The following is a 23,127-nucleotide window of genomic DNA, read 5'->3' as shown; positions in this document are numbered from 1 at the left end:
AGAGGCTGGATGAGAGCCGCTATCGGTTAACGTTTGTGGCGCCGGATGGTTTACCGCTGACGTGGATTTTGCGCACGGAAGTGGGCCGGGGGCCGCTGGCATTGCTGAAACTGCGGGGTTTTAAGTTACCGAAGGAGATTTTTGACTCCACACTGGGCGTTTCCCCAACACTCCCAACGGTCGATGACGATAATTGGTAGGAAGGGGCATGTTGCAACGATTGATAATAGCCTGCCTGAGTTGACGTGATGTGCTGGCATTTGCCCGTGAGCAGACCGAACAGTGGGGAATGTGGTTATGCCCACTTAGTATGGACGTGCCGATAGGGGGATGATCCCGTTCATTTTGGTACGATTGACGCCGTGTGGAGCGTCAATCTCATCAAATTTCGTTTGAACTACTACAACAGAGATGATAATCCTTGAGCTTGTTCCCAAGTCTCAGAATCTCCTATACGTTGTTTATACGATAAACCAATAAGTGGAACGTTTTTCATCACCTTATTGCCGGGAGCACCCGTATTGATGGCTTGTATTTCCAGATTTCCACTATGGAGAAGTAATTGCTGTAATAGCTTCTGATCTGTTTTTTTCAGTTGGCTGCCAGGCGCATTTAAGCCCTGTCCTTGATGGATTGCCACAGCTTCTCGTTTCAACTCGACATCCAGCATTCCGGTTCTGTCCTTACCACTTTTGCAGTTCCAACAGGGGATGGCACCTATCTCATAGGCTAGCATTGCTACGCGCTGTGGAGCTTTGTATGGTTCACCACCATCGTAATGATGTGTTTTATCAGCCCAAATTTCTTTCAATTGTTGGCTTAATAGGCGCACACGTGTAGCATTTTTGGGATTATTAGCCAAGTATTCTCCTACCCAACCACCGGGTTCGGCCATAGGATGCAAGTCATTTCCTAAGAGTTGATGTAATGCTGTCACATTACACTTATCAGCTTGATTGTGGCCTAAAGGAAGTTTCAGAGCGAGTTCGTTGACACCAAAATTAAATGCAGCGACGTTTAGTTTTACCTTGACGTTTTGCATATGGCCGTCTTCGGTGCGTATAGATAACGTAAGTGGTTTCTCAGCACACAGTGCTTTCCATGCCTCTATTTGATCGTGCAACATATCACTTTCTTGTTGGAATGCGGTGAGTAGTGATGTCGAGACTAACTGTAACTCAACTGTTTCTCCTTTTAATGCTTGTTGTAGTAGATCTGTTTTCGTAAATAGTGCGGCAGTGACAACTTCACTCGCTCGTGCTTTTGCTCCGTCTAAACGTTCTATTGTTCCTTTTTCTAATGTAAAAGGCGATAAGACGCCGTGACGTAACCCTTTAAATAGTGTCTGTTCTTGCCCATTTTCATTTTTTACACGTATATCTGACACCCACATATTAACGGAGTGGATGGTTTCTTGTGTGGATTTACTGCACACACCGTAATCCTGGTAGGAAGTTGGAAAAATATCCTCTGTACCTAATTTCATCTGTGCTGCCGGTATGGATGTGCAATGATACATTCTACCACCATGCTCAAATTGAGTTTCCAGTGTAGCCCATTTCTTATGATTAAGATGTTGTTTACTCGCTTCACTGAAAGCAAATTTTGCTTCTTTCATAGCTTCTTTGTGTGAGATGCCTATTTTTCTTAGCTGGTTGGCTATTAAATTAATAAGATTTTTGCTAAGAGATTTTGTTGCTTTTAATTCATCTGGGGTAGCTGGTCTATCCGCTTTGAAATGAGCCGCTTCTAACTGGCGAGATAAATGCTTTAGTGTTGTGGGATCGCCACCAAGGTTACTTAGTGCTAAGGCAGCAGAATCGATCATATTTTGTTGTAGATTAAAAACAGTATGAATGGAACGGGTAGAAGGTAATGATGGTTGATTGAATTCGGATAGAAGTTTCGTTTCGCCTCTATGTAATGATATCAAATTGATTTTTATAGGGATTTTTATAGAAGAAGATTGCGTTGTTTTTAGCTGCTGTGATGAGGTGCTAACCTTCAATATACGACTCAAAGTTGCGCTATTTGCCGATATTTTTGAGGCTATGCGCTTGATATTTTGGATAAGGAAAGTAGGAAATTTAGCGACTTGTGTATGCTTGATATTCTGGATAATGGGAGTGGGAAATTTAGCGACTTGTATATGCATGATTTCTCCTTTCATATTGAAATAATAAGTATTGAATAGATATTGAACCACAAAATGTAAATTTTCGATATAAAAAAAGTTTTTCATGTGAACATTGGAAAAACATGCCGGATATATCCGGTACATCGTAAAACTCTATTCTTTGTTCTTCAGGGCGGGATATAAATTGCCGCAAGATATCTTTGAGATTGTTCCGGGTAAGGCGACGCAAGCTGTGACGACCGGTGAGGATTGGAAGGGGGAATAATCAGGTGTTATATCAAATAAGCAAAGAAAGTCAGATCTGAAACAGAAACACCGCAAACATGCGATGTTTCAGAAATAAAACCAAATATCAAATTAAAGAACGTGAACAGAAGAGGTGTTGGTTGTACCGCTTGGAACCAGAGCACCAGATACCATAACCACGATTTCGCCTTTCTTTGCCAAACCGCTAGCCAGTGCCGCTTCTTTACCGATACGGTAGAAGTCATCAGTTGATGCGATTTCTTTGACGATTTGCGTAGAAACACCTTTAACCAGTAGCAATTGACGTGCAGTCACTTCATTCGTGGTTAATGCCAAAATAGGGGCACCTGGGAAGTATTTACGGACAGATTTGGCTGATTTACCACCATATGTTGCAACCACAATCAAAGGTGCTTCCAGTTTTTCTGCGGTTTCAACCGCTCCACGGCATACCGCTTCGGTTACGCGTAGTTTACGGCAATTGACAGCTTCAATGCGGCTTGGCATGACTCGGTCTGTACGCTCACAAATTGTTGCCATGATAGTCACCGCTTCTACGGGATATTTGCCTTTTGCGCTTTCACCGGAAAGCATAACAGCATCAGTACCATCCAGAATGGCGTTAGCAACGTCTCCCGCTTCTGCGCGGGTAGGGCGTGGATTTTTGATCATGGAATCCAGCATTTGAGTGGCAGTAATCACAACTTTGCGAGCCATGTTACATTTTTCAATCATCATTTTCTGGGCGAAGATAACTTCTTCTACCGGGATTTCAACACCTAGGTCACCACGGGCAACCATAATCCCGTCAGAAGCTTCCAGGATCTCATCAAAGTTGTTCAGACCTTCTTGGTTTTCAATCTTGGAGATGATTTGAATATTGTCACCGCCGTGGGCTTTTAGATGTTCACGGATTTCCAGAACATCAGAGCGTTTACGGATAAAAGAAGCGGCAACGAAATCAACACCTTGTTGGCAACCGAAGATTAAATCTTGTTTATCTTTCTCTGCTAAGGCAGGCAGGCTGATAGAAATACCTGGCAGGTTAACACCTTTGTTTTCACCCAAGTCGCCATTGTTCAGAACTTGGCAAATGACTTCTGACTCAGTGACTTCTTTGACTGTCATGCCGATTAAGCCATCATCAACCAGAACTGTATTACCTGGTGCCAAATCAGCAGGAAAGCCACTGTAAGTTACAGCAACACGGTCTTTGTTACCGATAACTGAAGTATCGGTGGTAAAAGTGAAAGTTTGACCCGCAGTCAGGGAAACATCATTACTACCTTCCAGCTTCATGGTACGGATTTCAGGGCCTTTAGTATCCAGCAAAATAGCTGCTTGCTTACCTGTTTTAGTTATAACTGAGCGAATGTTTTGAATACGCTGGCCGTGTTCTTCATAGTCTCCGTGTGAAAAATTGAGGCGCATAACATTCATGCCAGCATTCAACAATTCAGCCAGTTTTTCCTCGGATTCTGTTTTTGGTCCGATAGTGCAAACAATTTTGGTTTTTTTCATGACAATTTATCTACAGGTTTTTAATGAATGAAAATAGTGAGCCGTCAACTTATGGTTTGCGCAGATATCATATTGTGTTGAAAGTTGCGCAATACCATTAAGGACAGGTGACGGGGAAGACATGCGGTATCTTTTTGTATGAGGTAGACACATGTTATCAATCTGTGATTTTTCAGTGTGCGTAAATTAATGTGCTGAAACCTTTCAACTATAAATTGCGCCGTATTATAAAGAGTTATTTTTGTGAAATGAATCAAAAAATGATTGTGTAGGTTAATTATAACAGTAAAACTGGAGAATGGCGAAAATTGCAGCAGGAAGTTATAACGTATTGTGTAATTTCTAGATAAAAAATCAATGAGTTATCTCATTGCAGATAAGTGATTTTTCAGTCATTAAGACGTTGAAATAAAGGATTAGTTCTAAAGATTTGGTGCGTCCGAGTGGACTCGAACCACCGACCCCCACCATGTCAAGGTGGTGCTCTAACCAACTGAGCTACGGACGCACTAAGAAGAGATACTATCAACCAACCAATTTGGTGCGTCCGAGTGGACTCGAACCACCGACCCCCACCATGTCAAGGTGGTGCTCTAACCAACTGAGCTACGGACGCAATCTAAATTGCATTGGTGACAGCGGGGACGAATATTAGCGGCCAGTTAGCCTTCTTGCAAGAGGAATAATACAAATTATTGTTTAACTGCTCGTATTTACAGCTTTTGCAGTGAATTTGTCGTTTATTCCTATATTCCTATAGTAAAAATATTCGTCCCCGGCTCTATAGAAAACAAATCAACGGGCTGAGCGTTGCAGGATTATCTCATCTGATTGTTTTTGTATCCATAAGATACGGATGGATATCATTATTGCTGATGCGGTCAGGCCAAGAATAAAGCCGATCCAAAATCCTGTTGGCCCCATAGCAGGAACAATGTAGTTGGTTAATCCCAGAATATAACCACTTGGTAGCCCCAGAATCCAATAAGAGCTGAAAGTGATATAGAAGATAGATCGTGTATCTTTATATCCACGTAAGACACCGGTACCAACAACTTGTATTGCATCTGATAATTGGTAGAAAGCGGCAAACAGCATTAGATGTGACGCCATGACGACGACTTCGGGGTCGTCGTTATACATCAAGGCAATCGGTTCTCGCAGAATGATAGTAAAGATTGCGGTAAAACAGGAGAACATCAAACCTACGGCAATACCGGTATAAGCTGATATACGGGAGCTCTCAATAGATCTTTGTCCCAGGTTGTATCCCACTCGAATAGTAGCTGCAATGCCTAAAGATATTGGAAACATGAACATCAATGAACTGAAATTCAGGGCGATCTGATGCCCTGCAACAGCGGTAACGCCTAAAGGGGCGACCAATAGTGCCACTATCGCAAATAGAGTAATTTCAAAAAACATTGCCATAGCAATAGGCAAACCGAGAGCTGAGATACGTTTCAGGGTATGCCATTCTGGCGCTACAAAACGACGCACAGGGCGGATATCTTTTTGTGATGATGAATGTTTCACATATAAACGCATTAAAAGAAACATGGCCCAGTAAACGCTGGCGGTAGCAACACCACAGCCAACACCACCCAGAGCAGGAGCGCCGAATTTACCGTGAATGAATATGTAGTTAATCGGGATGTTAATTAATAATCCTAAAAAACTAATAATCATTCCTGGTTTGGTTTTCGACAAACCTTCGCATTGATTACGAAGTACCTGATAAAACAGGTAACCTGGCGCGCCCCACATTATTGCGTGGATAAATCCAACGGCTTTTTCTGCTAAAAGCGGATCTATATCGTGTTGTTTATCAATTAGAAATTTACAGTTGTATAGAATAGCAATAATTATGATTGAGAGAAAAGTCGCTAACCAAAATCCTTGTTGTGTTTGGTTCGCAATCATTTTTCTACGACCAGAACCATTCATTTGCGCAATAATTGGTGTCAAGGCCACTAGCAGGCCATAACCAAATAAGATAACTGGTAGCCAGATAGAGGTACCAACAGCAACTGCGGACATATCTGTTGCACTGACGCTACCTGCCATAACCGTATCCACAACTCCCATTGCAGTTTGTGAGAATTGGGCAATGATGACAGGGATACCTAGAGCAAGCAGATTACGCGCTTCTTTTAAATACTTCTGCACGTATTACACCTTATTTATAAAGTAGAAAATGTTAAGGAAAACTCTTGTATATGAGAAACGATTTTTGAAAAATCAATCGTTTAACTAACCATAGTATTGTATCTGTTTAATACTATTTGGCAAGGCATGCGGTGATACTCCGTTTAGGGTAGGTAACCGTTACCCACCAGTAATAGGATGTCTACATTCAAAATGCTCGTGTAGTATTTATAAATGGCAACTTGATATAAACTAATTAGTAATTTTACATGGTATTAAGAGGTTCTCTTATGTTTACTGGTATCGTTCAGGGAAAGGCACTATTGGTTGCTGTTGATGAAAAAAATAATTTCCGGACTCATGTAGTTAAATTCCCGTCCGAGTTATTGCCAAGCATTGAAACGGGAGCGTCAGTTGCCAATAACGGTTGTTGTCTGACAGTGACCAAAGTAGAAGGTGATAAGATCAGTTTCGATTTAATGAAAGAAACTCTGCGCCTGACCAATCTGGGTGATTTACAGGTAGGGGATTATGTAAACCTGGAGAGGGCGGTTAAATTTGGTGATGAAATTGGTGGGCATTTGATGTCCGGTCATATCGTCACTGTTGCTGAAATATCTAAAATTTTCACTTCAGAAAATAATCATCAAATATGGTTCCGTATCCACGATAAGCAATTGATGAAATATATCCTGCATAAAGGGTTCATCGGCATTGATGGCATTAGCTTGACGGTTGGTGATGTGGTCAATAATCGTTTTTGTGTTCATCTTATTCCTGAAACATTGGAACGCACAACATTGGGTAAAAAACGTCTTGGTCAGAAAGTGAATATCGAGATTGATCCTCAGACTCAGGCGATCGTTGATACCGTAGAACGGGTTCTTGCTCAGAAAGAGCAGGAAAAAATTATCGCTCAACATCCAGTGATTGTTCTTGATGAATAGTTGATAAATAAATGAAAAGCTACAGGGTGTTCTTGTAGCTTTAAACTTTAAGCTGATAGGGATGTGTCATTAAGTCAGTATCAAAGAATTGTTGAGCTTATCGATGATGAAGAGATGAAGCTTTGTGATTTCTATTGCAGTATCTTGTGTATTATGTTAGTTAATATAATTTCTTGTTGTTACTATGTTGTTAATTTTTCTTCTTGCAAAGTGCAAGTTAACCGTATCACTGTATTTTTAGAGGCTATTATATGGAAAACACGCTTGAGTTAGATGAGTGGCTTGAAGAACCTACACATGATGATGCTGTTGAAATGATGAATGCACAAGCTGTCGTACCTTTCGGTACGGCCCTTTGGCCTTAATGGTTATTAATAATATAAAGTAAGGGGAGTTTCCCCTTACTTAAAAATATACCCAATGGATTTCAAGATGGATCGCGACGGCAAGGGAGCATAGATAACTCTGTGACTGGGGTGAGTGAGTGCAGCCAACAAAAAGGCAACTTGAAAGATAACGGGTATAAACAGGATTGCTCTTATGGATAAAAGTCTTGAAAATATGTATCGCTGTTTATCGTATCATCCTGCAATTTCGGATAAAGTAAGAAATGATGAATGCATAAAATTATTTATTGGATCTGATATTGAACATGGTGATATTGCGCAAAAAATGCATGTGTACGAAAAGAATTTCAAAGTAGAATCCGATTTTATTTTTTTAGAAGAAGCATCTGTTGATGATGTAAAACAGAAGATATCCGATTGCGATTTATTTATTTTTCTTTACGCATCATCAACATTAAAAAATGTATCTCCACAAGGTCCGAAATATTTAATTAAAATAAAACGCTTTATTACTGAATCCTGGAAAAAATCAGTACTATTTAAAGATTATGGTTCTCATTTCATTGAAGCATTTAGCGAGTTACAAGAATCAATAGCAGAAAGAAATAAAAAACTTATTGAGCTATTGAGTCGATCGCAAAAAATCCAATATACGGATAATAAAGGAAATTCAATTACCGGTTATTTAGATAAAGATCATAAATGGACTTCTATTGATGGAAGTGGAAATCCTGATGTTGTTCCTGGAGAAATAGCTAGTCATATAAAGAACCTTAATGGCAACGTTAGTTTCAGTGGTACCTTTTTGAGTACTGCACCATTTGCCATAAAATATGGGGTTGTCAATGATATGATGACTATAAATATAAAGAATGGTGAAATTATTGGGTTTGATTGTGACAATGCTGAATTCAGCCGGGATTTTAATTTATATCTAAATCATAATCACGGTAATAGAATTGTTGAAGAGTTTGGGATTGGTACCAACACGGGAGTTAAATCACTCTACGGCAGAAATGCGGGTTTTGAAGAAAGGCATCCTGGTTTACATCTTGGTTTAGGTGGTGGAGTAAAGGGAAGCCATCATTTAGATTTGATCTTTTCTAATGGAAAAATCGCGTTTGATCAAACAACCGTTTTTGATAATGGTTATATCGGTTATTTTAGCTAGCGAAGGGGACTTATATTTTTAATGTTAAATAAATTCTTTTAATAAATATTTAAATAGTGTAATTATATCAAAACCCTCCTTTTTATATTTAAAGATCTGAAATCGATTTCTTATATTGTTTAAACTTAGTTAATTAGAAGCTACAGCGGTATTCCACTGTAGCCTTTAATTAATTATCGGGAGACTCGTAATCCACCTTCAATACCTTTTTGACTGAACATTATCTGCCATAGTTGAATATCGCGGGCACGAAATGCACCTGCGCTAGCATTTAGGTAATAGCTGAACATACGTTTAAATCTTGGACTATAACTATCTTGTATTTCAGGCCAACTGGCAATAAATCTTTCATACCAGGCCATCAATGTGCGGTCATAATCCGCTCCAAAATTATGCCAATCTTCCATAACAAAACGGCTTTTACTAGTATGTGCTATTTGTTCAATAGAAGGTATACAGCCATTAGGGAAAATATATTTGCTAACCCACGGATCAGCACTGATTTTATCTCTGCTGGAACCAATGGTATGCAACAGGAATAAGCCATCAGGTTTCAGGTTTCTTTTAACAACCTTGAAGTAAATTGAATAATTCTTAGGCCCGACGTGTTCAAACATACCGACAGAAACAATCCTGTCGAACTGCTGATGTAATTTCCGATAATCTGTCAGAATAATGTTTACGTCCAGATCAGTACATTGTTCCTGTGCATATTTCTGCTGTTCCGTAGAGATGGTTACACCTGTTACGGAAACACCATAGTTTTTTGCAGCATAAGCGGATAATCCTCCCCAACCACAACCAATATCCAGCAGGGTCATCCCTTGAGAGAGTTCTAATTTCTCGCAAATGAGTTTCAACTTAGCAAGTTGAGCTTGTTCCAGTGTTTCAGCTTGCTTCCAGTATCCACAGGAATATTGCATATGAGAGTCAAGCATACGGGTGAAAAGATCATTACCTAAATTATAATGTTTATGACCTACAATCCATGCCCGTTTTGGGGTTTGCAGATTACGCAAACGGGTTATTGCGATTTTTAGTATGTCTTTGAGGCTATTAGGCATTTTATTTTCTAATCCAGCGAGTAAAACGCGATAAAAGAAAATATCTAACCGTTCACAATCCCACCAGCCATCCATATAGCTTTCACCTAATCCCATTGATCCCTGCTGTAAAACTCTTTTATAGAAGTCAGGATTTTTTACTTGGATATCATAAGGATTGTGACCATTAACCTGTATACCTGCTTCTTGTAGCATTTCATTGGCAATCTTCTGCCAGGAGTTAGTGACGACTTGCTGGTTTTCGATATAGGATGAACTCATATACTCTCCAACGTTAAGGTGATGGAATTATTGAGGAGCTCGTTTTAGCTAATTAAAGCAGAATGCGAGAACGCAAGATGCAAAACGTTAAAGCGAAAAACCCTAAAGGTGACTAATCCATAAGTTTAATCAGAGCAGCCATTGCTCCTGAAAACCTCAAATTCCAGATTATCAGAATTTAGAATAAGGAATTAGTATGAGTATAAAAGCGTAGAATTGTTTCATCAATTAATAAATAAAGACTGTAATTAATTGAATATTAACAGTCTTTATTTGATTAATACTTTGATTAATGTCAGGAATGTTGTTCAGTAGCTTGCATGCGGCGGTCAGGTTTTTTTTTCCACTGTATAAAATATCCTAATGACATTAACACAATGGTTGAAGCCATAACCGCTGTTGTTGATACCAATGGATTACCGATAAGTGGATTGTCGATAAATGCTGAAACAATCAGACTAGCAATAAAACAAAGCCCTAATTGAAGAGTATTTTGCAATGCTGCTGCTTTTCCACTGTCTTGTGGATAAGCGGATAAAGCATTTGCTACCGCTATCGGATATGAAGCACCATTCATTGCTGCCATAAAACAGAAAGGTATCAGGATTATAAGCAGGGTGGGTTCGCTGAATTTTGCAATGAAATACAGTGCAATCATGCTGACAGCATAACCAGCCAATAGATAAGGGAAAACAATCTCACTTTTTATTTTAGTTAAAATGCTGCGGCACCCATAACCACCTATCATAAAGGCCAATGTTTGTGGTACGTAACTCAGACCTATGTCATTCGGGTTATATCCCATCTCACTAAGAATAACAGGCGAGCCTGTTAACCAGGCAAAAAAGCCAGCGCTGCATGATGCAAATATTAGAACATTGCCACTGAACATCGGTGATCTAAGTAACGTAAAGAAAGATACATTACTCGTCTGAGTTTGAGCCTGACTCTTTCTACGATTTTCTTGCAGGAATAGAGTCGATAACAGTAGCAAGAGTGTCATTGCCATTAATACCAGGAAGATTATGCGCCAACCGCCATGTTGTAACAGCCAGGCTCCCATCAAAGGCGCCAGAGCAGGGGAAAGGGCAACCAGAGGCATAATCGTTGCAAAAACGCGTTTGGTACGATTGCTATCATAACGATCAATAACGAGTGCTTGCCATGAGACAGCAGCTGAACAAACACCTACGGCTTGGATAAAACGCAACACTAAAAGTTGAGAGGCGTCTGTTATCCAAATCATGCCCAGACAGCTAATAGAAAATATTGATAACCCGATGATGATGATAGGCTTTCTTCCAAAGCGATCGGAAAGAGGTCCCCATAGAAGCTGAGCAAAGGCAAAACCTGCAAGAAAGATGCTCAGGCTGGCACTGATTGCTCCTGCCGACGTACCTAATTCTTGTTGCATAGAGCCGAAAGCGGGCAGATACATATCAATAGCCAGATAACCTAGCATACTCAAGCCTGCAAGGTAGAACATGAACTGACTTGAGTTTTTCATTTGATTACTCTCTTTGGATGTCATGATTGAAATAGCTTGCTGTGGTAAGTAGATAAGAATATTTGTACGTATTCTATATGCCGTGATTTTTACTTGTGAAACGGTAATATTTGCATAATGCTGTGAAAAAAATTGAAAGGTAAAATTATGTGGTCAGAATATTCACTTGAAGTTGTGGATGCTGTTGCCAGAACGGGGAGTTTTAGTGCTGCGGCATCGGAACTTCATCGTGTTCCTTCTGCTGTCAGTTATACAATAAGGCAACTAGAAGAATGGCTTGCAGTTCCGCTATTTGAGCGCCGCCATCGGGATGTAGAATTAACCGAGGCTGGTAGTATTTTCATCAAAGAGGCCCGTGCTGTTATCAAAAAGATGATTGACACTCGTCATCAATGCCAACAGGTTGCAAATGGTTGGAGAGGGCAATTCAGTATTGCTATTGACCGGGTGGTTAAACCAGAACGTAGTCGGCAGCTTATTCTTGATTTTTATCATCATTTTCCTGATGTGGAACTTTTTATCCATCAGGAAGTGTTTAATGGTGTATGGGATGCATTGGTGGATGGTCGGGTTGATGTTGCAATCGGCGCAACCCGGGTTGCGCCAGTAGGGGCAAGGTTCAGTTTTAAAGATATGGGATTTATGCCTTGGCTATGTGTAGTAAGCGCGGGTCATGCTTTGGCTCAATTGCCCGGTCCGCTGTCTGATAATCAGATGCGACCTTATCCAAGTTTGTGTCTTGAAGATACCTCCCGAAATTTACCGAAGCGTGACACTTGGACTTTGGACAATCAGCGCAGATTAGTCGTCCCTGATTGGGAGTCTGGCTTGGATTGTTTGCATGAAGGGTTATGTGTGGGAATGGTGCCAAAGCACAGGGCAATGCCGCTCATTCGGCAGAAAAAGCTGGAAGCATTGGAATTGGTACAGCCTTTGCCAGATAGTCCGTGCTGTCTGACATGGGCGCAAAATAGCCATTCTCCGGCATTAAGTTGGCTTCTCGGCTATCTTGGCGATAGTGAAACGCTTAATGCTGAATGGCTTCAGGAGGAGTAAGGCAAATTAACGACGATAGTCGATAAATGGGCCATCCGCGACGGAGCGGCGTTCAACCAAACGTGGATGTACTTCAATGATTTGTGCATCTTCACGTTTATTGACTATTCTGTCCAGTAACATGGAAAAGGCCATTTGCCCCAAACGTTCTTTGGGTTGATGAATGGTTGTTAATGCTGGCGAGAAATAACGGGCATTGCGTACATTATCATAACCGATCACCGAAATATCCTGTGGGACTCGTAATCCTAATTCATCCGCAGCACAAATAGCGCCCATGGCCATAACATCCCCACCGCAGAAAACCGCAGTTGGACGCTGTTTTTGATTGAGAATTTGATGCATGGCTTTATAACCCGATTCAGGCTCAAAATCTCCCTGAACAATCCATTCTTCTCTGATTGGGATGCAGGCTTCTTTTAATGCTTTCAAGAATCCTTGATGGCGGCCACCACCAGTATTTCGTGCCAAGGGGCCAGGGATCGCACCAATATCTCGATGGCCTCGTTCAATAAGATAACGACCAACGAGATAACCGCCGTGAAATGCGTTGTCAATAATAGTATCAGTGAAGTCACCTCTGGCTTGCCCCCAATCCATGACGACCATCGGGATATTGCGATAATCTTCCAGCATTCCTAACAGCTGTTCCGGATATTCTGAACACATAATCAGTAAGCCATCCACACGCTTTTGTGCCAGCATGGCTAAATAGGCTTTCTGTTTATCAATATTGTTGTGTGAGTTACATAAAATCAACGTATAGCCTTTGCTGTAACAACTATTTTCAACGGCTTCAATGATTTCAGCAAAATAGGGGGCTTCATTGGACGTTGCCAGTAAACCGATCGATTTGGTGTGGTTAACCTTCAGACTGCGAGCAACTGCGCTGGGTGAATAATTCAGCTCTTTAATAGCAGCCCAAACCGCAGCCTTAGTATCTTCGGCGACAAAACGGGTTTTATTAATAACATGGGATACGGTAGTGGTTGAAACGCCAGAGTGTTTAGCCACATCTTTGATCGTTGCCATGAGATAAAAGACTCCTGACCTTTTGGTCTAAATTTATAAATCTTTGTTAATTGTTTGCCAGTATCTTTGATACATAGGGAGCGTGGCAATTCTTTATCGATAAACTTCGAATTTTGTCTGATCTGGCTCAAAAGTGAAAGCAATAATCAATGTTATAAAATAGCCGGTAATCGCTATTTTATGCTTTTTCCTTTCTGTAAGGATAATTAGCCATACCAATGAAAGGGTTTGGGGGCTATAAACTTTTATTTTGAGGAGACGCTATGGATACTGATTTAAAGCTTGGTTTATTGACTGCGGTGAGCACGTTGGTGATGATTGTCATTTTTGCTGCTCTTTGCTTAATTTTTGCCTGATATTTTGAATTGATTAAGTGGTATATACCCAATAGATTTCAAGTTGCAGTGCGGCGGCAAGAGAACGCATCCCCAGGAGCATAGATAACGATGTGACTGGGGTAAGTGAACGCAGCCAACAAAGCAGCAGCTTGAAAGATGACGGGTATAGAGAAATCGAGCTTTATGTTAACAGGAAATAGGGCAGATGGCTTGAATGGATCATCTGCCCTTAATGCTAGAGCGAGTGGTAATTAGTTGAATAAATAGCTATTAAGCCAGGTTTTCTTCAACGAATTTCCAGTTAACCAATGCCCAGAAACTTTCCAGATATTTAGGGCGTGCATTACGATAATCGATGTAATATGCGTGTTCCCAAACATCAACAGTCAATATTGGTTTATCAGAAGAAGTCAAGGGCGGTGCTGCATTAGACGTATTCACAATAGCCAGACTGCTATCAGTTTTCTTAACCAGCCAAGTCCAACCGGAACCAAAATTTTTCACCGCTGCGTCGGTAAACTGCTGTTTGAATTCTGTAAAAGAACCGAATGATTTATTAATAACTTCAGCGATTTTACCTGTTGGTTCTCCACCGCCATTTGGAGACAAGCAGTGCCAGTAAAAAGTATGATTCTAAACTTGAGCAGCATTGTTGAAAATGCCACCTTCAGAAGTTCTGATAATCTCTTCCAGAGAGTTCCCAGCAAACTTGAAGTCCATAGGGTATAGCTCTTTAAATCATGCATTAAGTAGGATAAAGCATGGTGAAGAGCAAATATAAGCTAATTATTGTATGGCTATTTTTGTTTAATTATCTTAATAACTTCTACGATAAATAACAGTGAAAAAGATGCCATTTGCTCTTGGATAAGAAAATATCAGGATGCATATTGGTGAAAGAAAATGGTATTCTCCGCCAATATTGTGACGATGTTGACTTCAGCATACTGTTGATTTAAAGGAAATAAAAATGACGACTATTGAGAAGATTGAGCGCCAAATTAACGAGAATCCAATTCTGCTGTATATGAAAGGTTCTCCTAAATTACCAAATTGTGGCTTTTCTGCACAGGCTGTTCAGGCTTTATCTGCATGTGGTGAACGTTTTGCTTACGTAGATATTTTGCAAAATCCAGAGATTCGCGCAGAATTGCCAAAATATGCTAACTGGCCAACTTTTCCTCAGCTTTGGGTTGAGGGTGAGTTGGTTGGTGGATGCGATATTATAATTGAAATGTTTCAGCGTGGTGAGTTACAAACATTAATTAAAGAAGCTGCTGATAAATACCGTTCTCAGGGCGAGAACGCCGCAGAGTAATTATTCAATTACCCACGGACTGCTATCTCCCCATATTTTGATGTATGGGGAGATAATTATCGTTATAAATTACATTTAATTATATTAATCATATAGTTAATTGTAATTCTGTTGGTTTATAATTAGGTTATAGTGGTAAGAGCATCAATGATATTCCTGCTGCACATAATCATAATGTCAATAAGTTCGGCTCATTGGCACTACTTGATTAGGCATTTTCCTCTATTTCTGTGGTTAATGGCCAGCCACCAAGTCGTTTCCAGCGGTTAACTATTTCACAGAATAACTCGGCAGTACGGTTAGTATCGTATAAGGCGCTGTGAGCCTGATTATTGTCGAAAGAAACCCCAGCTGCGATGCAGGCTTTTGCCAGAATCGTTTGTCCTAAAACCAAACCACCTAAAGCCGCTGTATCAAAAGTTGCAAATGGATGAAATGGGTTTCGTTTTAGTTTGGTGCGTTCCGCAGCGGCCATAACAAAACTGTGATCAAAATTAGCATTGTGAGCCACTATAATTGCCCGATTACAGTGACTGTTTTTTATGCCTTTACGAACCATCTTAAAAATGGCATGTAAAGCTTCGTATTCGCTCACTGCTCCACGTAGCGGATTTGACGGATCAATTCCGGTAAATTCCAGCGCTGCGGGTTCAAGATTAGCCTCTGCAAATGGTTCAATATGGAAATGAAGTGATTCGTCGGGTGTTATCCAGCCGTCATCATCCATCTTCAGTGTTATAGCGGCAATTTCAAGTAATGCATCCGTTTTGGCATTAAAGCCGCCAGTTTCAACATCAATGACTACAGGATAATAACCTCGAAAACGTCCACTAAGGACGTTTGGCTCTTTTTTATCAGACATCAGATTGAGTTACCCAGAGCGTTACTGGCATTTTTGTTTTCAATAAGTTCAATTTTATAGCCATCGGGATCTTCAACGAAAGCAATAATAGTTGTTCCCCCTTTTACTGGGCCTGCTTCACGGGTGATATTCCCGCCAGCTTTGCGAATCCGTTCGCAAGTTGCTGCAACATCATCGACACCTAATGCTACGTGACCAAATGCATTTCCCATCTCATAACTATCAACTCCCCAGTTATAAGTTAATTCAATCACGGCTCCCTCGCTTTCATCAGCATAGCCAACGAAGGCGAGTGAGTATTTATATTCTGTATTTTCACTGACGCGCAGTAGGCGCATTCCTAAGACTTCAGTATAAAAATTAACGGAGCGTTGTAAATCACCAACGCGGATCATGGTATGGAGTAAACGCATAATTACCTCTAATTTAATGGTTTTTCTTGTGTTTTTGTGCGGTAGCCCGCACAAAAACCACTAACTATAACGTGTCTTACGGTTACAGTTCAATTTATCCATAATTATAATTTATTCTTATTTAGGTTTATAATTAAACATAGTATATGAAATGTATAGGAAAGGGGATGTGATGGCTGAGCAACTAGAGTTTTTTGCTATTCCCAGCCCTTGTCGAGGAATTTGCCAGGCTAATGAGCGGGGCTTTTGTCGGGGGTGCTATCGTAGTCGGGAAGAAAGATTTAATTGGATGAAAATGACGGATGAGCAAAAACGCGAAGTATTGAGACTTTGTCGGCAAAGATATTTACGTACATTGAGAACATTCCATCAGCCAGATGAAGAAAGACCTGAACAGCCATCACTATTTTAATTAGCGATTCTTTGAAGTTATTGGAATTAACAATTCAATGACTTACTTATATAGGGTTATATTTTGGCTAAGCTATAAATGTTCTACTACAATTTAGTGTATTTTGTTTGTTATTTTCTTATTTATTGCTTATCGGAAAAATTCATTGCTCTTATTTTGGTTGTCCATATAACCTTATGTTTAAAATGGAATTTTTAGTTTGATTGTGTGACAAATGTAAAATAAAGACAATATTGATGTAAAAATAGATAGATTAGCATTTAGATGACAGCTATCCTTATAGTGTTTGGAATAAAGTATTGAATGATATTTATTGGTTTCTATTTGTCTGTATCCATAGTTATGATGGTTTTTATGGTTAAGATATTGTATGTTGATTGTTTTACTTTGAGTTTAATTTAAATTTTGTTGTTATTGGTTATAGTTACCTGAATTAGTTAGTTATTAAGAATTTACTGTGATTGTGTAAAAGTTATATATACTTTTTAAGGCTAATTAGCCTGATTTAGAAAAATTTGGCTGTTATGTTTAATAGGCTAGTTATTTAAGGAGGGGCAATTGGAATCGACATTGGGATCAGATCTGGCACGGTTAGTCCGTATTTGGCGTGCTTTAATTGACTATCGTTTAAAGCCATTGGAATTAACTCAGACTCATTGGGTAACGTTATACAATATTAGCCGGTTACCACAGGAGCAATCTCAGATACAGTTGGCGAAAGCTATCGGTATTGAGCAACCATCTTTGGTAAGGACATTAGATCAGCTTGAGGAAAAAAGACTTATCACCAGGCACACTTGTGCTAATGATCGTCGTGCAAAAAGAATCAAGTTAACTGAAGACTCTGCATCTGTTATTAGGGAGCTAGATGGTGTCATTGCGTCCACAAGAAATGAGATTCTGGAAGGTATTACACAAGAGGAACTTGCTTTTCTTTCCACTTTAGTTCAAAGACTAGAGCAAAATATTATCCAGTTACAAAGTAGATAGTCATTATGGTATTCATGAAGTGTTAACCAAATGAAAGAAGACCGCGACTTAAAAAACTAAGTCACGGTTTTCTTATTGATTTATTGTCTAGGAGAAACAGTAATATTACTACCCTGGCCTGCGATTCTTACCCGTTGACCTTTACTAAAGACGGTTTTTCCTTGCTTTTGAACGACAATGATGCTCTCACCACTGTCCCGGCGAATTTCCAGTTCTACGCCTTTCGTTGTGTTGAGTGCACCTTGAACGTTTTGACCTGCAACACCACCAGCAATCGCACCAGCGGCTGTTGCCAATGTGTTGCCACTACCCCCTCCAATAGTATTACCAACCAAACCACCAAGAACTGCACCCCCAATCGCACCTAATACATTCTCATTACTGCTCGCCTGAATATTGACAGGACGGACGGAAACAACGGTACCGTAAGAAACAGTTTGAACCTGTTTAGCTTGTCCGGCAGTATATGTATCTCCAGAAAGGGAATCGGTATTAACACAGCCTGATAATGAAGCGACTGCAACTGCGCTAACTAAGAAATGCTTCAACATAGTAACTCCTAATTTCGATGCCTGACTGCGGAAATCTGATAGCTTATAAGCAACCAGGCTAACAACCGGCATTGGCAACAAGTAGTGAAAAATTTATTTGAGTAGAATATCAGTACATTAACAATCTAGTACTCAACACATATTAAACGTCAATAGAGATTTTTAAAAGAAATAGCTATTAATGAGAAATTCAGCATTTTTTGTGAAGTTGTTTCCAAAACTCAGGTTTTATTCCTTTGTTTTCCCATTAACCATATACAGCTAAAACCACCGCGCTTTATAGTTATTAACTAACATGGTTTCTGATTTTATCAAGGCAGATTCTAAGCAGGAAGGCAAAATAATGGTTATGAAGTCAGGTCGCTATATTGGTGTAATGTCGGGTACAAGTCTGGATGGGGTTGATGTGGTACTTGCAGCAATCAATGATAAAGTTGTTGCTCAGCAAGCCAGTTATTCACATTTATTCCCTTATGAATTGAAACAAAAAGTTCTTGCGGTTTGCCAGGGACAGCAAACAACATTATCTGCAATAGGCCGATTAGATTATGAACTTGGTTCTTTATTTGCTGAAGCAGTACAAGGTTTATTAGATAAAACAGGGTTAACTGCAAGCGATATCACAGCGGTGGGATGTCATGGTCAGACTGTTTGGCATGAGCCAGATAGCCAAACTCCGTTTACCATGCAACTCGGTGATAATAACCGTATAGCAGTGTTAACCGGGATTACTACTATTGGTGATTTTCGTCGGCGGGATATGGCGTATGGCGGGCAGGGAGCACCATTAGTTCCTGCTTTTCATTTCGCTGTATTAGGCCATCCGACAGAACGAAGGATAATTCTCAATATTGGTGGCATTGCTAACATAACGACTTTATTGCCAGGGTCGTTAGTCAAAGGGTATGACATAGGTCCAGGTAATATGTTGATGGATAGCTGGGTATGGCGTCATCAGAAAAAACCTTATGATAAAGATGCTCAATGGGCACGAGAAGGGATGGTTAATAATAGTTTACTCAGACAAATGCTTTCTGATAATTACTTCTCACGACCAGCTCCTAAAAGTACAGGCCGAGAGTATTTCAATATGAGTTGGTTGGAGGCGCAATTAGCTAACTATCCGGATATATTGCCTGTGGATGTTCAGGCAACATTGGCTGAGCTGACTGCGGTGTCTGTGTCACAGCAAATCATGTTGAGTGGTGGATGTGAGCGTCTGATGGTTTGTGGCGGTGGTGCCCATAACCCACTAATAATGAGCCGACTTTCTGCATTATTGCCAGGAACAGAAGTGTGTCCGACAGATAAATATGGTCTTATTGGTGATGATATGGAAGCATTGGCATTTGCCTGGTTAGCATTCCGTACGATGTCGGGTGCTCCGGGGAATTTACCTTCTGTTACTGGTGCTAGCGCTGAAACTATTTTAGGGGCAATTTATCCTGTTACTAATCAATAACAATGATAAGCTGTCTGGTATTTGATGAGTGATAAGCAGAGCTACATAATGTCAGAGCATAATGAATTCAATGTTGCAGAATCACGTCGTGAATATATTCGTGGTGGGTTAAGACGTAAGGATTTGACCAAAGAACCTATTGAGCTTTTTGAGCGTTGGTTGAAGCAGGCATATGAAGCCAAACTCAGTGATCCAACGGCAATGTGTATAGCTACAGTGGATGAGCATGGTCAACCGTATCAACGTATTGTTTTATTGAAGCATTTTGATGCAAATGGACTGGTTTTTTATACAAATTTGGGTAGCCGGAAAGCAAAACATTTGGCTCAGAATAACAAAATTAGCCTTCATTTCCCTTGGTATCCTCTGGAAAGGCAAGTCTCTTTCCTTGGTAAAGCTGAACGTCTTTCTTCTATTGAAGCGCTGAAATACTTCCATAGCCGCCCTAAAGATAGTCAGATTGCAGCATGGGCCTCGCAACAGTCTTCCCGTATTTCCACGCGAGGTATTTTGGAGGGAAAATTTCTCGAACTGAAACAGAAATTCCTGAATGGTGAGGTTCCTTTACCTAGTTTTTGGGGGGGGTTTAGAGTGACCTTTGATTCTGTTGAGTTTTGGCAAGGTGGTGCAAACCGGTTGCATGATCGGTTTATTTATCAACGAGAAGGTGATGGCTGGCATATTGACAGGCTTGCACCATAAATCGTGGATTATCATTTTTAATACTGGCACTTATAATAGTGGCGTTTTATGCTATGCCATACTTTTTTAAGCAGCGACTTATTATATCCCCAATGGATTTCAAGATGTATCGCGACGGCAAGGGAGCGAATCCCCGGGAGCCTATACCCAATAGATTTCAAGTTGCAGTGCGGCGGCAAGAGAACGCATCCCCAGGAGCATAGATAACTATGTGACTGGGGTAAGTGAACGCAGCCAACAAAGCAGCAGCTTGAAAGATGAGGAGTATAGATAACTCTGTGACCGGGGTGAGTGCAGCCAACAAAGAGGCAACTTGAAAGATAACGGGTATACAACAGATAAATACACAAACTGATGGAGTCATTAATGTCTAGCAATAACCTGATAAAACAACTGCAAGAGCGGGGCCTCATTGCCCAGGTGACGGATGAGAATGCGTTAGCGGAGAGACTGGCGCAAGGCCCTGTCTCCCTCTATTGCGGTTTCGATCCGACAGCCGACAGCTTGCATTTGGGGCATCTGGTTCCCTTGCTGTGTTTAAAACGATTCCAGCTGGCTGGGCATAAACCTGTGGCATTAGTCGGTGGGGCCACGGGTTTGATTGGTGATCCAAGTTTTAAAGCCACTGAGCGTAAATTAAATACTGCGGATACTGTCAAAGAGTGGGTAGAAAAGATCCGCAGACAGGTTTCACCTTTCTTAGATTTTGATTGTGGTGAAAACAGCGCTAAAACAGCCAATAATTATGACTGGTTTGGCGGCATGGATGTTTTGACTTTCCTGCGTGATATCGGCAAGCATTTCTCAGTTAACCAGATGATTAACAAAGAAGCGGTTAAACAACGTTTGAACCGTGATGATGTTGGTATTTCTTTTACTGAGTTTTCTTATAACCTGCTGCAATCATATGATTTTGTACGTCTGAATGAAGAACATGACGTTGAATTGCAGATCGGTGGTTCTGACCAGTGGGGGAATATTACTTCTGGTATTGATTTAACCCGTCGTATCAACCAGAAACAAGTATTTGGTATGACTGTCCCGTTGATCACTAAATCTGATGGCACTAAATTTGGTAAAACCGAAGGTGGTGCTGTTTGGTTGGACCCTAAGAAAACCAGTCCATACAAATTCTATCAATTCTGGATCAACACCGCAGATGCTGATGTTTATCGTTTCCTTAAATTCTTTACCTTTATGAGTCTTGAAGATATTGATGCTTTGGAAGAAGAGGATAAAAACAGCGGTAAGGCCCCTCGTGCCCAGTATGTATTGGCAGAACAAGTCACCGGGATGGTGCATGGTGAAGAAGGATTGGCAGCGGCTAAACGTATTACAGAAAGCCTGTTCTCCGGTGCTGTTGCTGATTTGACTGAAGCTGATTTTGCTCAATTGGCACAGGATGGTATGCCAGTAATCGAGTTGGAAAAAGGAGCAGATTTACAACAGGCTCTGGTTAGTGCTGGGTTAGTACCTTCCCGTGGGCAGGCTCGTACTATGATTAGTTCCAATGCGGTAGCCGTTAATGGTGAAAAACAATCTGAACCTGAGTATGTGTTTACTGACAGCAACTGTCTGTTCGGTCGTTACACATTATTGCGTCGTGGTAAAAAACACGATTGTTTAATTTGCTGGAAATAACCGATATTGCATAGCATAACGGGCAACGGTAACTAACGTTGCCCTTTCTTACTATGATTCTTATTTTACAAATAGAAGCCAGAATAAAAAACATAGGCCACCATTGTGAAAAATATCCTTTCAATTCAATCTCATGTTGTTTTTGGGCACGCTGGTAACAGCGCTGCGGAATTTCCTATGCGTCGGATGGGAGTAAACGTCTGGCCGTTGAATACAGTGCAGTTTTCAAATCACACCCAATATGCACAATGGAAGGGGTGTGTTATGCCTGCGGGTCATCTTACAGAAGTCGTTCAGGGCATTGAAGAAATTGAACAGCTAAAATCCTGTAATGCGGTGTTGAGTGGGTACATTGGCTCACCGGAGCAGGGAAACCATATCATTGATATCGTGAAGCGGGTAAAAGCTGCGAATTCTGATGCTTGGTATTTTTGTGATCCCGTTATGGGACATCCAGAAAAAGGTTGTATCGTTGCTCCTGGAGTTGCTGAATTTTTGTGTGAAAAGGCTCTTCCTGCGAGTGATGTCATTGCGCCGAATTTACTGGAGCTTGAAACGCTCAGTATGCAGAAAGTGACTAATGTAGAGCAGGCAGTTACAGCCGCCAGAACTCTGTGCGAAAAAGGGCCGGATATCGTACTGGTTAAGCACCTTAGCCGTGCTGGTTACCGGACTGATCGTTTTGAAATGTTATTAGTGACTCAGGAACATAGCTGGCATGTTAGTCGGCCTTTGGTGGATTTTGGCGAGCGTCAGCCAGTTGGGGTTGGTGACTTAACCAGCGGTTTGTTATTAGTTAATCTATTAAAAGGTAAATCTTTACAGACGGCTCTTGAGCATGTTGCTGCCGCAGTTTATGAAGTTATGATAACAACCAAAGATATGGATGAATATGAATTACAGATTGTAGCTGCTCAAGATAGAATGGTAGCGCCTGACCATAAATTCTGTGCGACACAACTGGATTGATATATTTAACCGTTCCACGGGTATTGCATGTG

At 40.6% G+C, this 23,127-nt stretch carries 21 protein-coding genes, 2 tRNA genes and 1 pseudogene; 12 read left to right on the top strand and 12 right to left on the bottom strand.

Annotated elements, in window-relative coordinates; all coding sequences use genetic code 11:
• Window positions 1-200 (top strand): hypothetical protein (locus tag AM629_RS13885; protein WP_152912006.1); only part of this gene is annotated, 200 nt, incomplete at its 5' end.
• Between the two features lie 200 nt (window positions 201-400).
• Here AM629_RS13885 and AM629_RS13880 read toward each other — a convergent pair.
• From AM629_RS13880 to AM629_RS13860, 5 genes are all read right to left on the bottom strand, one after another.
• On the bottom strand, window positions 401-2,242 hold the full coding sequence (locus AM629_RS13880; protein ID WP_072161891.1) for a type III secretion system effector inositol phosphate phosphatase: 1,842 nt from the start codon (window positions 2,240-2,242) through the stop codon (window positions 401-403).
• A 252-nt stretch (window positions 2,243-2,494) separates the two neighbouring features.
• Complete coding sequence (gene pykF, locus AM629_RS13875) at window positions 2,495-3,904, bottom strand: pyruvate kinase PykF (RefSeq protein ID WP_054479882.1); 1,410 nt, start codon at window positions 3,902-3,904, stop codon at window positions 2,495-2,497.
• A 431-nt stretch (window positions 3,905-4,335) separates the two neighbouring features.
• A tRNA-Val gene (locus AM629_RS13870) sits at window positions 4,336-4,412 on the bottom strand.
• 31 nt (window positions 4,413-4,443) lie between these two features.
• A tRNA-Val gene (locus tag AM629_RS13865) sits at window positions 4,444-4,520 on the bottom strand.
• Between the two features lie 179 nt (window positions 4,521-4,699).
• The gene (locus tag AM629_RS13860) at window positions 4,700-6,073 is read right to left on the bottom strand and encodes an MATE family efflux transporter (RefSeq protein WP_054479881.1); all 1,374 of its coding nucleotides are present in this window, start codon (window positions 6,071-6,073) and stop codon (window positions 4,700-4,702) included.
• A 269-nt stretch (window positions 6,074-6,342) separates the two neighbouring features.
• On the opposite strand from AM629_RS13860, the gene AM629_RS13855 reads away from it, so the two are divergent.
• Both AM629_RS13855 and AM629_RS13845 read left to right on the top strand, forming a co-directional pair.
• Window positions 6,343-6,999 (top strand): riboflavin synthase, encoded by a 657-nt coding sequence (locus AM629_RS13855; RefSeq protein ID WP_054479880.1) that lies wholly within the window; start codon window positions 6,343-6,345, stop codon window positions 6,997-6,999.
• 540 nt (window positions 7,000-7,539) lie between these two features.
• Complete coding sequence (locus AM629_RS13845; protein WP_054479879.1) at window positions 7,540-8,517, top strand: CgnE/CgnB domain-containing protein; 978 nt, start codon at window positions 7,540-7,542, stop codon at window positions 8,515-8,517.
• A gap of 173 nt (window positions 8,518-8,690) precedes the next feature.
• Here the strand turns inward: AM629_RS13845 and cfa are convergent, their stop codons facing one another.
• The gene (gene cfa, locus AM629_RS13840; protein ID WP_054479878.1) at window positions 8,691-9,842 is read right to left on the bottom strand and encodes a cyclopropane fatty acyl phospholipid synthase; all 1,152 of its coding nucleotides are present in this window, start codon (window positions 9,840-9,842) and stop codon (window positions 8,691-8,693) included.
• A 295-nt stretch (window positions 9,843-10,137) separates the two neighbouring features.
• Window positions 10,138-11,349, bottom strand: a complete 1,212-nt coding sequence (gene punC, locus AM629_RS13835) for a purine nucleoside transporter PunC (protein ID WP_149616931.1) — start codon at window positions 11,347-11,349, stop codon at window positions 10,138-10,140.
• Between the two features lie 147 nt (window positions 11,350-11,496).
• Here punC and punR point away from each other — a divergent pair, with 147 nt between their 5' ends.
• Window positions 11,497-12,405 carry a DNA-binding transcriptional activator PunR gene (punR, locus tag AM629_RS13830; protein ID WP_054479876.1) on the top strand — a complete coding sequence of 303 codons (909 nt, stop codon included), beginning with the start codon at window positions 11,497-11,499 and terminating at the stop codon, window positions 12,403-12,405.
• A 6-nt stretch (window positions 12,406-12,411) separates the two neighbouring features.
• On the opposite strand, the gene purR is transcribed toward punR, so the two are convergent.
• A complete protein-coding gene (purR, locus tag AM629_RS13825; protein ID WP_054479875.1) occupies window positions 12,412-13,437 on the bottom strand; it encodes an HTH-type transcriptional repressor PurR in 1,026 nt (341 codons plus the stop codon).
• Between the two features lie 263 nt (window positions 13,438-13,700).
• Here purR and cydH point away from each other — a divergent pair, with 263 nt between their 5' ends.
• Window positions 13,701-13,793: a cytochrome bd-I oxidase subunit CydH gene (gene cydH / locus AM629_RS23485; protein ID WP_149616933.1), complete on the top strand. Its 93-nt coding sequence runs from the start codon at window positions 13,701-13,703 to the stop codon at window positions 13,791-13,793.
• A 252-nt stretch (window positions 13,794-14,045) separates the two neighbouring features.
• Here the strand turns inward: cydH and AM629_RS13820 are convergent.
• Window positions 14,046-14,483 (bottom strand): annotated as a pseudogene (locus tag AM629_RS13820) (Fe-Mn family superoxide dismutase); the annotation flags it as partial.
• Between the two features lie 262 nt (window positions 14,484-14,745).
• Between AM629_RS13820 and AM629_RS13815 the strand changes: the two are divergent.
• Window positions 14,746-15,093: a Grx4 family monothiol glutaredoxin gene (locus tag AM629_RS13815; protein ID WP_054479874.1), complete on the top strand. Its 348-nt coding sequence runs from the start codon at window positions 14,746-14,748 to the stop codon at window positions 15,091-15,093.
• A 208-nt stretch (window positions 15,094-15,301) separates the two neighbouring features.
• Here AM629_RS13815 and rnt read toward each other — a convergent pair whose 3' ends face one another.
• Complete coding sequence (gene rnt, locus AM629_RS13810; RefSeq protein ID WP_054479873.1) at window positions 15,302-15,955, bottom strand: ribonuclease T; 654 nt, start codon at window positions 15,953-15,955, stop codon at window positions 15,302-15,304.
• Entirely contained in the window at window positions 15,955-16,368 is a 414-nt protein-coding gene (gene gloA, locus AM629_RS13805; protein WP_054479872.1) for a lactoylglutathione lyase, read from the bottom strand. Before gloA ends, rnt begins: the two co-directional genes overlap by 1 nt.
• A 172-nt stretch (window positions 16,369-16,540) precedes the next feature.
• Between gloA and AM629_RS13800 the strand changes: the two genes are divergently transcribed.
• The gene (locus AM629_RS13800) at window positions 16,541-16,780 is read left to right on the top strand and encodes a DUF1289 domain-containing protein (protein ID WP_054479871.1); all 240 of its coding nucleotides are present in this window, start codon (window positions 16,541-16,543) and stop codon (window positions 16,778-16,780) included.
• 558 nt (window positions 16,781-17,338) lie between these two features.
• Window positions 17,339-17,770: a transcriptional regulator SlyA gene (gene slyA / locus AM629_RS13795; RefSeq protein ID WP_054479870.1), complete on the top strand. Its 432-nt coding sequence runs from the start codon at window positions 17,339-17,341 to the stop codon at window positions 17,768-17,770.
• Between the two features lie 80 nt (window positions 17,771-17,850).
• Here slyA and AM629_RS13790 read toward each other — a convergent pair whose 3' ends face one another.
• On the bottom strand, window positions 17,851-18,321 hold the full coding sequence (locus AM629_RS13790; RefSeq protein ID WP_054479869.1) for an outer membrane lipoprotein: 471 nt from the start codon (window positions 18,319-18,321) through the stop codon (window positions 17,851-17,853).
• Window positions 18,322-18,670: 349 nt separating this feature from the next.
• Between AM629_RS13790 and anmK the strand changes: the two genes are divergently transcribed.
• From anmK to pdxY, 4 genes are all read left to right on the top strand, one after another.
• On the top strand, window positions 18,671-19,783 hold the full coding sequence (gene anmK, locus AM629_RS13785; protein WP_054479884.1) for an anhydro-N-acetylmuramic acid kinase: 1,113 nt from the start codon (window positions 18,671-18,673) through the stop codon (window positions 19,781-19,783).
• A 48-nt stretch (window positions 19,784-19,831) separates the two neighbouring features.
• Entirely contained in the window at window positions 19,832-20,485 is a 654-nt protein-coding gene (gene pdxH, locus AM629_RS13780) for a pyridoxamine 5'-phosphate oxidase (protein ID WP_054479868.1), read from the top strand.
• Between the two features lie 366 nt (window positions 20,486-20,851).
• Entirely contained in the window at window positions 20,852-22,126 is a 1,275-nt protein-coding gene (tyrS, locus tag AM629_RS13775; RefSeq protein WP_054479867.1) for a tyrosine--tRNA ligase, read from the top strand.
• A gap of 105 nt (window positions 22,127-22,231) precedes the next feature.
• Window positions 22,232-23,095, top strand: coding sequence for a pyridoxal kinase PdxY (pdxY, locus tag AM629_RS13770; RefSeq protein ID WP_054479866.1), 864 nt, complete (start codon window positions 22,232-22,234; stop codon window positions 23,093-23,095).
• The last annotated feature ends 32 nt before the right edge of the window (window positions 23,096-23,127 follow it).

It is taken from the genome of Photorhabdus heterorhabditis (assembly GCF_001280945.1).
In the GTDB taxonomy this organism is placed as follows: domain Bacteria; phylum Pseudomonadota; class Gammaproteobacteria; order Enterobacterales; family Enterobacteriaceae; genus Photorhabdus; species Photorhabdus heterorhabditis.
Note: the sequence above shows the minus strand (reverse complement) of the source record. Positions and strands in the feature narration are given on the sequence as shown.